The 14,893-nt window shown below is 53.2% G+C and carries 13 protein-coding genes and 1 tRNA gene; 8 read left to right on the plus strand and 6 right to left on the minus strand.

Going from position 1 to position 14,893, the window contains the following annotated elements; translation table 11 throughout:
* Window positions 1–36: 36 nt before the first annotated feature.
* Window positions 37–318, plus strand: coding sequence for a hypothetical protein (locus AC4LF3_RS07580; protein WP_010797849.1), 282 nt, complete (start codon window positions 37–39; stop codon window positions 316–318).
* Window positions 319–375: 57 nt separating this feature from the next.
* Here AC4LF3_RS07580 and AC4LF3_RS07585 read toward each other — a convergent pair whose 3' ends face one another.
* The 4 genes from AC4LF3_RS07585 to AC4LF3_RS07600 all read right to left on the minus strand — a co-directional run bounded on the left by AC4LF3_RS07585 (window position 376) and on the right by AC4LF3_RS07600 (window position 3,944).
* A complete protein-coding gene (locus AC4LF3_RS07585; protein ID WP_312270946.1) occupies window positions 376–1,119 on the minus strand; it encodes a YciK family oxidoreductase in 744 nt (247 codons plus the stop codon).
* Between the two features lie 38 nt (window positions 1,120–1,157).
* Window positions 1,158–1,829 carry an N-acetylmuramic acid 6-phosphate phosphatase MupP gene (mupP, locus tag AC4LF3_RS07590; RefSeq protein WP_150347675.1) on the minus strand — a complete coding sequence of 224 codons (672 nt, stop codon included), beginning with the start codon at window positions 1,827–1,829 and terminating at the stop codon, window positions 1,158–1,160.
* Between the two features lie 4 nt (window positions 1,830–1,833).
* The gene (gene ubiG, locus AC4LF3_RS07595; protein ID WP_010797852.1) at window positions 1,834–2,532 is read right to left on the minus strand and encodes a bifunctional 2-polyprenyl-6-hydroxyphenol methylase/3-demethylubiquinol 3-O-methyltransferase UbiG; all 699 of its coding nucleotides are present in this window, start codon (window positions 2,530–2,532) and stop codon (window positions 1,834–1,836) included.
* An 89-nt stretch (window positions 2,533–2,621) separates the two neighbouring features.
* Window positions 2,622–3,944 carry a TRZ/ATZ family hydrolase gene (locus AC4LF3_RS07600; RefSeq protein WP_404627690.1) on the minus strand — a complete coding sequence of 441 codons (1,323 nt, stop codon included), beginning with the start codon at window positions 3,942–3,944 and terminating at the stop codon, window positions 2,622–2,624.
* 182 nt (window positions 3,945–4,126) lie between these two features.
* Between AC4LF3_RS07600 and mtnA the strand changes: the two genes are divergently transcribed.
* The 4 genes from mtnA to pheA all read left to right on the plus strand — a co-directional run bounded on the left by mtnA (window position 4,127) and on the right by pheA (window position 10,322).
* Window positions 4,127–5,203, plus strand: coding sequence for an S-methyl-5-thioribose-1-phosphate isomerase (gene mtnA / locus AC4LF3_RS07605; protein ID WP_010797854.1), 1,077 nt, complete (start codon window positions 4,127–4,129; stop codon window positions 5,201–5,203).
* A 116-nt stretch (window positions 5,204–5,319) separates the two neighbouring features.
* A complete protein-coding gene (gyrA, locus tag AC4LF3_RS07610) occupies window positions 5,320–8,139 on the plus strand; it encodes a DNA gyrase subunit A (RefSeq protein ID WP_491835031.1) in 2,820 nt (939 codons plus the stop codon).
* Entirely contained in the window at window positions 8,139–9,224 is a 1,086-nt protein-coding gene (gene serC / locus AC4LF3_RS07615; protein WP_010797856.1) for a 3-phosphoserine/phosphohydroxythreonine transaminase, read from the plus strand. Before gyrA ends, serC begins: the two co-directional genes overlap by 1 nt.
* A 3-nt stretch (window positions 9,225–9,227) precedes the next feature.
* Window positions 9,228–10,322, plus strand: a complete 1,095-nt coding sequence (gene pheA / locus AC4LF3_RS07620; protein ID WP_010797857.1) for a prephenate dehydratase — start codon at window positions 9,228–9,230, stop codon at window positions 10,320–10,322.
* An 18-nt stretch (window positions 10,323–10,340) separates the two neighbouring features.
* On the opposite strand, the gene bamE is transcribed toward pheA, so the two are convergent.
* Complete coding sequence (gene bamE, locus AC4LF3_RS07625) at window positions 10,341–10,874, minus strand: outer membrane protein assembly factor BamE domain-containing protein (RefSeq protein ID WP_404627689.1); 534 nt, start codon at window positions 10,872–10,874, stop codon at window positions 10,341–10,343.
* Between the two features lie 301 nt (window positions 10,875–11,175).
* On the opposite strand from bamE, the gene mgtE reads away from it, so the two are divergent.
* Complete coding sequence (gene mgtE / locus AC4LF3_RS07630) at window positions 11,176–12,609, plus strand: magnesium transporter (protein ID WP_010797859.1); 1,434 nt, start codon at window positions 11,176–11,178, stop codon at window positions 12,607–12,609.
* Between the two features lie 48 nt (window positions 12,610–12,657).
* On the opposite strand, the gene AC4LF3_RS07635 is transcribed toward mgtE, so the two are convergent.
* Window positions 12,658–12,975 carry an Arc family DNA-binding protein gene (locus AC4LF3_RS07635; protein WP_491835032.1) on the minus strand — a complete coding sequence of 106 codons (318 nt, stop codon included), beginning with the start codon at window positions 12,973–12,975 and terminating at the stop codon, window positions 12,658–12,660.
* Window positions 12,976–13,257: 282 nt separating this feature from the next.
* Here AC4LF3_RS07635 and AC4LF3_RS07640 point away from each other — a divergent pair.
* A tRNA-Arg gene (locus AC4LF3_RS07640) sits at window positions 13,258–13,334 on the plus strand.
* A gap of 523 nt (window positions 13,335–13,857) precedes the next feature.
* Window positions 13,858–14,883 (plus strand): glycosyltransferase, encoded by a 1,026-nt coding sequence (locus tag AC4LF3_RS07645; protein WP_313548611.1) that lies wholly within the window; start codon window positions 13,858–13,860, stop codon window positions 14,881–14,883.
* Window positions 14,884–14,893 lie beyond the last annotated feature (10 nt).

A 14,893-nucleotide genomic window follows, 5' to 3' on the forward strand; every position in this document is an offset into this window, starting at 1 on the left:
GCGCCGGATTTACTTATCCATTGAAGGAGTCAAATCATGAATCGCTGGCTTGCAATGATGCCTGTCGCGGCGCTGGTACTTGCTGGATGTGCAGCCAAAACGGTCAACCGAGACAGTTGTGCGGCAGAGGTGAACGCTGCATGGAAAGAACTGGATATAGCCAAAACCGAAGGGTTTGCAGGTACGGTCAGCTATTCCAAGGCGCTGGGCTTGATTTCAACCGCCAAGACTCAGCAGCAGGTAGAGGCCTATAACGGCTGCGTTCAGAATGCTCAAAAGGCGCGCTTCTATATTCGCGAATCACGCGCTGGTCGTTGATTGATCCAAGGATGAACATCTCACATGTTCATCCTTTCTTGCTTCCCTTTCCTCTATCTAGCCTTGAGCGTTGAACGCTTGCCCATTGACGTGTGCGCTGTCTGGTCCCATCAAATAGAGGTAGACGGGCATGATCTCCTCGGGTGTTGGGTTGCGTGCAGGGTTTTCAGCAGGGTAAGCGAGGGCGCGCATGTCGGTTCGGGTTCCGCCGGGATTGATACTGTTGGCCCGTACGGCCGCAGTGCCATCCATTTCATCGGCAACCACCTGCATAAGGCCTTCGTTGGCAAATTTAGAAACGGCGTATGCTCCCCAATAGGCACGTCCTTTTCGCCCCACACTGCTGGAGGTGAAAATGATCGAGGCATCGTTCGATTGTCTGAGCAGTGGCAGTAGCGCACGCGTTAGCATGAAGACTGCGTTGACGTTGACTTGCATAACCTGCATGAAGGCTTCTCCGCTGGTCTGCTCAACGGAGGCGCGAGGACCTAGAATGCCTGCATTGTGCAAAAGACCATCAAGTCGACCAAACTCCGTCTCTACCATGGCAGCCAGCTCTTCGAACTGCTCAGGCCGTGCGGCTTCAAGGTCAAAAGGAACGACTACCGCTTGTGGATAGCCAGCAGCCTCGATTTCATCGTAGACCTCGTTGAGGTTCTCTTCTGTCTTACCCAAGAGCAGGATGGTTGCGCCATGGGCAGCATAGGTTTTTGCCGCTGCCCGGCCAATGCCTCGTCCGGCACCTGTTACAAGGATGATTCGATTTTTGAGAAGGTCAGGGCGGGCCTTGTATTCAAACATCTTGACTCCCAGCCGCTCGCTTGAGCGGCCCTACTGTTTTAACAGCCGCAAATGGCGCGGTCCAAGGCGTCACGCAGCTCAAGCGGGTGATCTACTACCAGATCGGCGCCCCAGTGAGCAGGATTGTCCTCTGGATGGATATAGCCATATCGCACGGCCGCTGTTTTGGTGCCCGCTGCGCGCCCCGATTCGATATCTCGACGATCGTCACCGACAAAAATGACGGCTTGCGGCTCGATATTGATTTGTTTACACGCTAACAACACGGGCTCTGGATCAGGTTTGCTGTGGGTGACATGGTCAGGGCAGACCAGAACGGCTGAACGTTTAGCAAGGCCAAGTGCCTGCATGATGGGCTCTGCATAACGGACGGGCTTGTTGGTGACTACGCCCCAAGTCAGACGAGCCCGTTCCAGGTCCGCCAACAATTCTTCCATGCCCTCGAATAGGTGAGAGTGGATGGCGCAGTGATCCTGATAGCGGTCAAGAAAGTCCAATCGTAGTGGGTCAAACTCATCGCTCAAGGGATCTACTTCGAACGCGCTGGCTACCATGGCTCGTGCGCCACCCGATACGACGTCCCGGACAGTTTTCTCATCGACGGCTGGCAAGCCTCGATCAGCGCGCATGGACTGGATCACGGCGATAAAGTCAGGTGCCGTGTCGAGCAATGTGCCGTCCATATCGAACAGTACTGCTTTTATTCGCATCCTATTACTCCTCGCGGATGGTGCGCAGCATGTAGTTTACGTCGACATCATTGCCCAACTTGTAGACCTTGGTAATCGGGTTGTAAGTCATACCGATGACATCGCGTACGTGTAGGCCGGCGTTTCGGCACCAAGCGCCTAATTCGGATGGACGAATAAACTTGCGGAAGTCATGAGTGCCGCGCGGCAGCAGACGCAAGACATATTCGGCGCCCACAATGGCAAATAGATAGGATTTGGGGTTGCGGTTAATCGTAGAGAAAAAGACATGGCCGCCAGGTTTAACTAGTGTCCGGCATGCTTGAATCACAGATGCCGGATCTGGGACATGCTCAAGCATTTCCATGCATGTGACGACATCGTAAGCGCCGGGCGTTTCAGCTGCCAGCTCCTCAGCGGTAATGCGGCGGTAGCTGACGGGCACACCTGATTCCAGTTGGTGAAGCTGTGCAACTGAAAGCGGCGCTTCGCCCATGTCGATTCCTGTGACGTCCGCGCCCCGTACTGCCATGGCTTCGCTCAGGATGCCGCCGCCGCAGCCTACGTCGAGTACTTTTTTGCCGGCGAGGTTGGCGTGTTGGTCAATCCAATTGACGCGCAGCGGATTGATATCATGAAGCGGCTTGAATTCACTCTCTCTGTCCCACCACCGCGAGGCCAGGGCTTCGAATTTGGCAATCTCGGCATTATCGACGTTGGACATCCCTTACACTCCATTCTCTAAATTCGTTGTGCAAATGCGCTTGTGATTTGGCATTTGCTAGATGAACGCACCACTGGCGCAGCCAGTCGTTAGCGAGCGGCTATCTTTTGGCCCCAGGTGCGAGCGTTCTCGATAAGTTCTTGTTCATCCAGGCGGGTCAGCTTGCCGTCCTTTAACAAGGGGCGGCCACCCACCCAGACATGCTTCACACAATCACGGTTGCTGGCATAAATCAGTTGAGACACTGGGTCATAAATGGGTTGCTGAGCCAGTCCGCTCATGTCGAAAGCGACCATGTCAGCTGCCTTGCCCACCTCAAGGGAGCCCAGGCAGCGCTCAAGACCTAGGGCACGTGCCCCATTGAGTGTGGCCATACGCAAGGCTCTGTGTGCATCCAGTGCTGTTGCGGAACCGGCTACGGCCTTGGCCAGGAGAGCGGCGGTACGGGTTTCGCCCAACAGATCCAGGTCATTGTTGCTGGCTGCCCCGTCCGTACCTATCGCGACGTTCACGCCTGCCTGCCAAAGCGTTTCTACCGGGCAGAAACCGCTGGCTAGCTTGAGATTGGACTCGGGGCAGTGGATTACATGAGTGTTGGTCTCAACCAGATTTTCCAAGTCTTCCTCGTCGATCTGGGTCATGTGGACAGACTGGAAGCGGGGACCTAAAAGTCCTAGCCTGCGCAGGCGAGCAAGCGGACGTTCCCCTGTCTTTTCGATTGCCTCCTGCACCTCGCCAGCCGTTTCATGCACATGCATGTGGATGCATGCGTCAAGTTGATCGGCCAACATCAGGACATTGGCCAGCTTGTCATCGCTGACGGTGTAGGGGGCGTGAGGCCCAAAAGCGACCTTGATGCGCTCATGTAGCTTCAGGTCATCAAAAAGCTCAAGTCCCCGGCGTATCGCCTCATCTGCAGTCCTTGCCCCTGGTACAGGAAAGTTCATGATCGGCAGGGTGACTTGCGCCCGCATACCTGACTCGTGGATGGCCTCACACGCTACCTGCGGAAAAAAGTACATATCCGAAAAGCAGGTTATGCCGCCTTTGATTTGCTCTGCGATGGCCAATCGGGTGCCGTCGCGGACGAAATCCTCGCTTACCCATTTGGCTTCAGCGGGCCAGATATGTTCCTGTAGCCAAGTCATGAGCGGAAGGTCATCCGCAAGGCCACGAAACAGTGTCATCGCAGCATGGCCGTGCATATTGATGAGGCCCGGACTCAGTAGCATGCCGGGAAGTTCGACTGACTCGGCTGCCTGATAGCGTCGCAGATCAGAGCGGGGTGCCAATACGGCGATTTGCCCATCCTTGATGCCGATAGCGTAGTTAGTCAGTACCACCCCGGCCGGTTCCACCGGAACGATCCAGGTGGGAAAAAGAAGCAGGTCAAGGGGCACGACACCAGGCATGGAAGGGCTTCCTGAAGGTAAATAAATGAAAGTATAACTGGCGTCAGCCCAATGGCGGGACTCAGTCGAGCCACATTATCGATAAAAGCGTTTATAAACCCATGTATTCGCGATGTCCTGTCACAGCGGCTTGTATCACCCCTGTATAATCGACTTTTTTGTTTCAGGCGATGAGGGTGATCATGCGCGAGCGACTTCTGGCCGCAGAGAAGGTCAAGGCTATCGAGTGGAAAGAGGGCGTACTGCATCTGCTAGATCAGCGTTTATTACCCATGCAGGAAGTCTGGCTCACGTATGACTCGGCCAGTGGTGTGGCCGAGGCAATCAGGCAGATGGTCGTGCGAGGAGCACCGGCAATCGGTATTAGTGCAGCCTACGGCGTTGTGCTAGGCGCTCGAGCGCGCCAGCAGGCAGGGGAAGACTGGTTGCAAACGCTGGATGAGGATATGCAGATGCTCGCAGAGTCCCGTCCTACAGCGGTCAACTTGTTCTGGGCGCTTAATCGTATGCGAGAGCGCCTGAAGCGACTCAAGCCGGGCGAGGAGGCACTAGCGGCCCTTGAAGCGGAGGCCGTTGCCATCCATGAGAGCGATCGCGAAGCCAATCTGACCATGGCGCAGCTCGGGGTCGAGTTGATTCGCAAGCATGGCGATGGCGTTCAGACGCTTCTGACCCATTGCAATACCGGTGCGTTGGCGACCGGAGGGTTTGGAACCGCCCTGGGGGTTATTCGTGCGGCTCACCTGGAAGGACTTGTGGACAAGGTATTTGCCGATGAGACGCGCCCGTGGCTACAAGGTGCCCGCCTTACTGCCTGGGAGTTGGCTGGCGAAGGCATTCCTGTCACTTTGAATGCCGATGCGGCAGCGGCCCATCTGATGAAAACCGGCAATATCTCCTGGGTCATCGTAGGGGCTGACCGAATCACAGCCAACGGTGACGTTGCCAACAAGATCGGGACCTATCAGCTGGCCGTCAATGCAATGCACCATGGGGTGCGCTTTATGGTTGTGGCGCCCAGCTCGACCATCGACATGAATCTGACATCCGGTGAGGATATCCCCATCGAGCAGCGTGAGGGACGCGAACTGCTTGAAATAGGCGGTGTTCGGATTGCGGCAGAAGTCGATACTGTAAATCCTGTTTTCGATGTAACGCCTGCTGATCTGATTGATGCGATTGTCACGGAGCGAGGCGTCGTGGAGCGGCCCACTGCAGAGAAAATGGCTGCACTTATGAACCGCAAGCGCTTGCACTGATTTTTCCGCTTAACACGACTCACACATCGCCTGCGGGAAACCGCAGGCAACCCTTGGTTTGTGGTAGTATTTACTGCTTTCCCGCAGGGTGTTGAAACTAAGGAACCAGGCTTCTCATGGGCGAACTGGCCAAAGAAATCCTCCCGGTCAATATTGAAGACGAACTCAGACAGTCTTACCTCGATTATGCGATGAGCGTAATCGTCGGACGCGCATTGCCGGATGTGCGCGACGGCTTGAAACCTGTGCATCGCCGTGTGCTTTATGCCATGAGCGAGCTGGGTAACGATTGGAACAAGCCTTATCTGAAATCCGCCCGTGTCGTGGGCGACGTAATCGGTAAATACCACCCTCACGGCGACTCTGCGGTATACGACACGATTGTACGTATGGCGCAGCCGTTCTCCCTTCGCTACATGCTGGTGAATGGTCAAGGTAACTTCGGTTCGGTTGACGGTGACTCCGCAGCCGCTATGCGATACACCGAAGTGCGCATGTTCAAATTGACCCACGAAATCCTGGCGGACCTGGATAAGGAAACCGTTGACTGGGTAGACAACTACGACGGGTCCCTGAAGATCCCGGCAGTCATGCCTACAAAGGTTCCGAACCTTCTGGTCAATGGCTCCAGTGGTATCGCGGTGGGGATGGCTACTAACATTCCGCCTCACAACCTGACCGAAGTGATTGATGGCTGCCTGGCGCTGATCGAAAACAGTGAGCTGACTGTCGACCAACTGATGCAGTATATCCCGGGGCCTGATTTCCCGACTGCAGGCATTATCAATGGCCGGGCAGGTATCATCGAGGCTTATCGTACAGGGCGGGGGCGTATTTACGTACGTGCACGTGCTGACGTCGAAGATATCGACAAGTCAGGCACTCGCCAGCAGATCGTCATCACCGAGCTGCCTTATCAGCTGAACAAGGCTCGTCTGATCGAAAAGATTGCCGAGCTGGTGAAAGAACGCAAGATCGAAGGTATCACCGAGCTGCGTGATGAGTCCGACAAGGATGGCATGCGTGTCGTGATCGAGTTGCGTCGTGGTGAAGTGGCTGAGGTTGTGCTGAACAATCTGTATGCACAAACCCAGCTGCAAACAGTGTTTGGTATCAATATCGTTGCGCTGGTGGACGGCCAGCCCAAGGTCCTTAACCTAAAGGACATGCTTGAGGCATTCATCCGTCACCGTCGCGAAGTGGTTACCCGTCGGACCATTTATGAACTGCGTAAAGCGCGTGAGCGTGGTCATATTCTCGAAGGCCAAGCGGTTGCGCTGTCCAATATCGATCCGGTTATTGAACTGATCAGGTCCTCTCCAACCCCAGCTGAAGCCAAAGAGCGGCTCATTGCGACCGGTTGGGAGTCCAGTGCTGTCGAGGCGATGGTAGAACGCGCTGGTGCGGATTCCTGCCGCCCGGAAAACCTTGATCCGCAGTATGGTCTTCGTGACGGCAAATACTGGCTATCTCCTGAACAGGCGCAGGCCATCCTTGATTTGCGACTGCATCGCCTGACCGGCCTGGAGCATGAAAAGCTGCTGGCTGAATATCAGGAGATCCTGAAACAGATTGCAGAGCTGATCCGAATACTCAACAGCCCTGAGCGTCTCATGGAAGTCATCCGTGAGGAGCTTGAAAAGATCAAGGCAGAGTTCGGTGATGCACGTCGTACTGAAATCGTCGCGTCTCAAGTCGACCTGACCATTGCTGACCTGATCACAGAAGAAGATCGTGTCGTCACCATTTCCCATGGCGGCTACGCCAAGTCCCAGCCCTTGCATGCCTACCAGGCTCAGCGCCGTGGTGGTCGCGGCCGTTCTGCCTCGGGCGTGAAGGAAGACGATTACATCGAGCATCTTCTCGTCGCCAATAGCCATACCACACTGCTGTTGTTCTCCAGCCTGGGTAAGGTGTACTGGAAAAAGACCTACGAAATTCCTGAGGCTTCTCGTGCTGCACGTGGTCGTCCGCTTGTAAATCTGCTGCCATTGGCTGAAGGCGAGCGTATCACTGCGATGTTGCCAGTAGATCTGGAGGCCGTGCGTCAACAGGCACCTGAAGATGAAGACCTGGGTGATCAGGACGATGTCGTTGAAGACGTGGTGCTTGAAGATGATGTTGAGGTCGATGAGGGCGCAGAAGGGGTTGAAGATAGCGGCAAGGATGAGCCTACCGGATCCTATATCTTCATGGCTACTGCTTACGGCACGGTCAAGAAAACCCCGCTGGTGCAGTTCAGTCGTCCTCGTAGCAATGGCCTGATTGCGCTGAAGCTGGAAGAGGGCGATAGCCTGATTGCAGCGGCCATTACCGATGGCGCCCAGGAGGTCATGCTGTTCTCTGACAACGGTAAGGTCATTCGCTTCAAGGAGCGTCATGTCCGCACAATGGGACGTACAGCCCGTGGTGTCCGCGGTATGCGTCTGGGTGATGGGCAGCATCTGATTTCCATGCTGATTCCAGAAGAGCAGGCGCAGATACTGACAGCCAGTCTGAATGGTTATGGCAAGCGTACTGCTATTGCTGAGTATCCGCAGCGTGGTCGTGGTGGTCAGGGCGTAATAGCCATGGTAACCAATGAGCGTAATGGCCCGCTGATTGGCGCTACTCAAGTCCTTGAAGGTGAGGAAATCATGTTGATTTCCGATCAGGGTACGCTGGTGCGTACACGGGTTGATGAGGTTTCCCTGCAAGGCCGCAACACGCAGGGTGTAACACTGATCAAGCTTGGCAAGGGCGAGAAGCTCGTAGGCCTTGAGCGTGTGCAGGAGCCCTCTGTTGACGACGAGTTGATCGAGCATGAGGGCGAGCTTGATGACGAGTTGCTTGAAAAGGAGCTTCCTGTCATTAGCGAAGAGCCAAGCGATGAGGATGTCCTGCCGGGCGCCAACGATGTTCCCTCTGATGACATGCCCAATGAGGACGATGAGTGATGAGCAAGCGAGCGTATAACTTCTGCGCTGGCCCGGCTGCGCTGCCGGAGGCGGTACTGAAACAAGCTCAGGCCGATCTGCTCGATTGGCAGGGGCGCGGCTTGTCTGTCATGGAGATGAGTCACCGTGGCGACGACTTCACTGCAATCAGCTCGAAAGCCGAGCAGGACTTGCGGGATTTGCTTGTAATCCCCGCTGATTACAAAGTGCTTTTCCTGCAGGGCGGGGCAAGTCTACAGTTCGCTCAGATTGCACTGAACCTGCTACCTGAAAGTGGAAAGGCTGATTACATCGATACAGGGATCTGGTCACGCAAGGCTATCGAGCAGGCGCAAAACTATGGCGCAGTGAATGTTGCCGCCAGCGCCAAGAAATACGATTACCTGGCTATCCCTGGGCAGAATGAGTGGCAGCTTTCCAAGGATGCGGCCTACGTTCATTACACGCCGAACGAAACCATTGGCGGTCTTGAGTACAACTGGATTCCTGAGACAGGCGATGTTCCTCTAGTTGCTGATGCGTCCTCGAACCTGCTGTCACGTCCTTTGGACGTGTCACGGTTTGGGTTGATTTATGCGGGCGCACAGAAAAACATCGGACCCAGTGGGCTTGTAGTGGTGATCGTTCAGGAGGAGTTGCTGGGGCGGGCACGTTCCTCTTGCCCCAAGCTCCTTGATTATAAGGTCGAAGCAGACAATGGTTCGATGTACAACACGCCCGCCACGTTTTCCTGGTATCTGTCTGGCCTGGTGTTCCAGTGGCTGAAAGATCAGGGTGGACTACCTGCCATCGAGCGGATCAACCGTCAGAAGCAGGAGCTTCTGTATGGCTTCATCGATAGTAGTGACATGTACATGAATCCGATTGCGGTAAATGATCGTTCCTGGATGAACGTGCCTTTCCGCCTGGCAGATGAGCGTCTGGACAAGACTTTCCTGTCGGGTGCCGAAGAGCGAGGCCTTCTATATCTTCAGGGGCATCGCTCGGTAGGTGGCATGCGCGCATCCATCTACAACGCTGTCAGTCTTGAGGCTGTGCAAGCACTGGTCGCCTATATGACAGAGTTTGAAAAGGAGCACGGTTAAACCATGGCGGAACAAGAGCTCAAGGCCCTGCGCCTCCGTATCGATAGCTTGGATGAACGGATTCAGGAACTCATCAGTGAGCGCGCCCGCTGCGCTCAGGATGTGGCTCGCGTGAAAATGCAGTCGCTAGGTGAGGGTGAAAGTCCGGTTTTCTATCGACCGGAGCGCGAAGCGCAGGTGCTCAAGCGGGTAATGGAGCGTAACCAGGGCCCGTTGGGTAACGAGGACATGGCTCGTTTGTTTCGAGAGATCATGTCGTCGTGCCTTGCGCTTGAAGAGCCATTGAAGGTTGCCTATTTGGGGCCGGAAGGTACGTTTTCGCAGGCGGCTACGCTTAAGCATTTTGGTATGGCGGTAAAGACACGGCCAATGGCCGCTATCGACGAAGTTTTTCGTGAGGTGGCGGCTGGGGCCGTAAATTTTGGTGTGGTTCCTGTTGAGAACTCAACTGAAGGTGCCGTCAACCATACGCTTGATAGTTTCCTGGAGCATGATCTGGTTATCTGCGGCGAGGTGGAATTGCGTATCCACCATCATCTGCTTGTGGGTGAAACGACCAAGACAGATAGCATTTCGCGTGTTTACTCACACGCGCAGTCCCTGGCTCAGTGCCGTAAATGGCTAGACGCGTATTTCCCTAACATCGAACGAATCGCAGTTTCGAGCAATGCCGAGGCTGCGAAGCGGGTTAAAAGTGAATGGAATAGCGCGGCGATAGCAGGGGATATGGCGGCTTCCCTGTATGGTTTGTCAAAGCTGCATGAGAAAATCGAAGATCGTCCAGATAACTCCACGCGGTTTTTGATTATCGGAAATCAGGAGGTCCCGCCTAGCGGCGATGATAAGACGTCTGTGATCGTGTCGACTCGCAATAAGCCGGGCGCCTTGCATGATTTGCTAATGCCGTTTCATGCCAACAACATTGACCTGACGCGCATCGAAACACGTCCGTCCCGCAGTGGTAAGTGGACCTATGTTTTCTTTATAGACTTCATCGGTCATCAGCATGATCCTCTCATCAAGGATGTGCTGGAAAAAATCAATGGCGATACGGTCGCCTTGAAAGTTTTAGGGTCGTATCCTAAAGCAGTGTTGTAACGCTCGAAAGCCACACCGTTAGGGTGTGGCTTTTTTATATTTGCTTTCTGTATCTGCAACGCATCCCGCATCATCAAAACTAATGACGCGTGAATGCTTCTTGCGCTGCGTTACATAGTAGTAACGGGCGCGATTATTGTTCTCGACGATCCTGTCTGGCTTTCCCAGGGCGCTTTCGACATCCTCTTTCGTCATGCCCGCTATAACCTTTTTGTGGATGACCGCCATTCTTCTTTCCGAGCCTGAAAGCACGTTTGGGCAGGCTCCTTCCTTGGCTCCCACAACTGCCAGCTCATGGTGGGCAGGCAACTGATCCTTGGCGGGAGAAGGTGAGGATAACGGTTGTGTCGATATCGGTGTTTTGGGTCCGTTGCCGCCAGGCTTGGGATTATCAGCGGTTTGGTGGCTGATCGTATCGCCTTTAAGGCAGCCATTTGCGGAAAAGCTGATATGGCCGTCTTCGCTTGCACACCGAAAGACCGTTGTGGCAGTAGCCATATTTGAAAAAAACAACGTTACCAAACATAGAAGTGTAACGGGATTACGGTACATAGCTGTCCTCCATGACATCTGTTCATAGCGTAGTGCGAGATGCGCCGTGCCGCTGTGATTGGCTCCGCAGATCAACGGCCAGGCTCGGTCAGGCATGAGCATTAGCTGCCAAATGATTGTTTTTAACTGTTTTACATCGCCGATTCAGCGCATGCAGTGCTATGATTCCGCTGTCAGCCCCGCCGGGGCTCGTGGACCCTTTCCATGGACATACCCCGATCTAACAAACTTCGATCGCTGTTTCGTTTATTAAAGATTTAATTCCCGCAGCGCGCTCCGTTGCCGGGGATGGAGTGCGCTTATGAGTGAAGTGGAAGCAAGAAAGCCACAGGAAAGTTTGCAGGAGCGACTGGCTCAAGTCGTTGAGCTGCTCCATCAGTATCGTTTCGTTGAAGGTCCCGCTCACGACGAGCAGGTTGTACAGCCTGATGAGGCGCTGCATGAAGAGGGGCTGTCCGAACTCCGTCGCCGTCTGGATGAACTGCATCCGGCCGATATTGCTTTTATCCTTGAGGCGCTTCCACTTCATGAGCGTCTGACCGTCTGGAGCCTGGTTAAGACCGAGCGTGACGGCGACATCCTTCTTGAAGTCTCCGACTCTGTTCGTGAAACACTGATCGCCGACATGGATGATCAGGAAATCCTTGCAGTGGCAGGACAGCTGGATGCTGATGAGCTGGCCGACCTGGCGCCTGACCTGCCTCGAGATGTTGTACATGAGCTTATGGAGGCTCTGGACGCCCAGCAGCGTGAGCGGGTGCGCTCAGCGCTTTCATATGAAGAGGATCAGGTTGGCGCACTGATGGACTTCGAGATGGTGACTATCCGCGACGATGTCACGCTTGAGGTTGTTCTGCGGTATTTGCGTCGCTTGAAGGAGCTGCCAGGCCATACGGATAAGCTGTTTGTTGTCGATTATGACGGCATATTGAAGGGCGTGCTTCCTGTGAAGCGGCTTTTGGTCAATGACCCGGAAAAGCAAGTCGCTGAGGTAATGGCTAACGATCCGGTAGCGTTTCATCCTGATAATGATGCCTACGAGGCCGCTCAAGCGTTTGAACGTTACGATCTAATTTCTGCGCCTGTCGTTGACAAGAATGGCAAATTGATAGGTCGTCTCACTATCGATGAAATGGTGGACTTGATTCGCGAGGAAAGTGAATCTGAAGTCCTCAACATGGCGGGTCTTCGTGAAGACGAAGATGTTTTTGCTTCTGTTTGGAAGTCGGTCGGCAATCGTTGGACCTGGCTTGCTACGAATCTGGTAACGGCGTTTGTTGCCTCTCGTGTAATCGGGCTCTTTGAAGGCAGCATTGAAAAGTTAGTAGCGCTGGCCGCCTTGATGCCTATCGTTGCAGGTATTGGCGGTAATTCGGGTAATCAGACGATCACTATGATTGTGCGTGCTATCGCGCTGGGTCAGCTCAATGCCAGCAGCACCATGAGATTGTTGAGGAAAGAGCTAGGTGTTGCGCTCTTCAATGGATTGATTTGGGGTGGGGTAATTGGCCTGATTGCCTATTACCTTTATAACAGTTGGTCGTTGGGGGTCGTCATGACGGCTGCCATGACGTTGAATCTCTTGCTAGCCGCGTTTATGGGAGTATTGATTCCCATGACGTTACAACGGTTTGGACGAGATCCCGCAATGGGGTCCAGTGTGCTGATTACAGCAATGACAGACAGCGGCGGCTTTTTCATCTTCCTTGGTCTTGCCACTATGTTCCTTCTGTAACTTCAAGCGAAAGGATCAGGGTGTATCCCTGATCCTTTAACAAATACTTTATTCCTGTGATGACTCGACGTCATTGGCAATCAGAGAGAGGAGGGCGTTTTGCTGGCGTCCAGAAAGTTGCCTGAAGCGCTGTAGCAGTTCCCGTTCATGAGTGCTTAGCTCTGGACTATCCATACGCATGCTCGGGTCTGTATCGATAGCGCCTTCTTGAATGAGACTCTGCTCCAGTCGAGCAATGATTTCAGAATTCATGCTGCGATGATGGTTGCGTGCAACTTCGGCGATACGTTCGCGCATTCCTTCGGGAAGACGGACGACGAATTTGTCAGCTGTGCGACTGGAGTACGATCTAATTGCCTGAGTCATGAGTACATTCATCTAAGTGGTCAAGGACGATGCCAACAAGGCTTTCATGAAGCTTGGGACAGCATTTGTTATTTGCTCTCAACGCTATTACTTGCGTGAGCTTATTGGCGTCAATTTAGTGACAATTTTCAAAAAAAGCAAAGTGGCTTCTCTCTAAATCAATGCTAATGAGAAGCTTAGCAATGATTTCTGGGAATAGCGGTCTTTAACGCTAGGTTTTACATAACGCATGACAAAGCGCGCTCTTGTCGTTAACATTCTGCTCTCGCACGACGTCATTTGGTCCCAGTAGCTCAATTGGATAGAGCATCCCCCTCCTAAGGGGAAGGTTGTGAGTTCGAACCTCGCCTGGGACACCATAAAACTTGCAATACCTCACGCACTTCTACTCTTCACATCCTTGACTAACGCATAAACTGGACTTTATGGTCTTTTATATTATTGTGCGTTAACGGTTGTCCTTTCATTTTTATGGCAACTATTAATATGACTATTAATATGAGTTCTACCGTAAAGTGATATTAATAGTTAGCCGTCCTAGAACCGATATATAAATATGTGATGGGGTTGGCAGACTGAAGGGGAACCTTTGGTGGGCATGAGAATCTATCGCTGGCGCTAGTATTAAGGGGTAACAAGATTCCTTAATTATAGTTATGTTATTCCGGTGCTCATTGGGCTGAGCGTGTTGGCCTCGATAACGATTCGAACAAGCAGAGCCCAGCAATGAACTTGTTTTACAGGCACGGCCAATTGAGTTGGCTGTGATGGTTTGTTCGTTATGTCGCGCCCATTCTTAATGAAGCCGCAATATTAAAGTTTATCTAGACAGCTTTGCTGAATATGGATCAACCCACTTGGGCTCTCTGAGAGGAAGCGTGAATGTCTTATTATCCCGTTCTGTTATCAATCGTTTTTGTTGTCCGTAATCAGTCTAGGGAGCTTGCAGAGTCATTGACTAATGCGGCGAGTATTATCGCCTCACTAGTGAGTGACTATGAGTTGATCATTGTTGACAACGCCTCTACCGATGACAGTGTAGCCATGCTCAAGGATTTGACTGGTGAAAAGGGGCTGCCGAATCTTCAGGTGTATGCTCTGACCAAAGAGGTCGATACGGATACCGCTTGCTGGGTGGGTTTGGAAAATGCACTTGGCGATTATGTAGCCGTCATTGATCCACTGACGGACGATGTCGGGTTCTTGCCTGCAATGCTGGAAAAAGCAGCGGAGGGAAGTGACGTTGTATTTGCGGCCAATTCCCAAAAGCCCAAGCGTACATTAGCCTACAAAGCCTGCTTCTCCAGCTTTAACTCTTTGTACAAGCGTCTAGGCGGCATCGACCTTGCAAACGATGCCCCTCAGTATCGCCTGTTGAGCAAGCGCGTAGTTAATTTTATTCTGCAACACCCTGTTCCTGCTTTGACCTATCGTCATTTGCCGGCAACAGCGGGCTTTGCTCAGACAAAGTTGACCTATAGCTCTACGCCCAAAGCGCCTCAGAACAAGCGTCTGGGAGACAGTATCGAGCGGGGAATCCGTCTCCTGATCTCTACAACGCGTGCCCCTATGCGACTGGTCAACATGCTTTGCATGTTTGGTGCTGCAGCCAACCTTATCTACTCGGCATATGTCATCGCGGTTGGGCTTCTCAAGTCGGATGTTGCGCCAGGTTGGGTAACGCTATCCCTGCAACAGTCAGGCATGTTCTTTCTTTTGTCCCTCGTGCTGCTGGTATTGGGCGAATACATCCTGCAAGTGGCTACCCGTACCAATGAAGGGCCGGCATACCATGTTGCTCAGGAGTTTACGAGCGCCATCATGACGCGACGCGAGAAACTCAACATCGAGGTTGTCAGTGACCCACAGCCGTCTACCGTGACTGCTGCTGCCTCTAATATGGCTTAAGGCATACATA

This window comes from Pseudomonas sp. C2.3V (assembly GCF_058536325.1).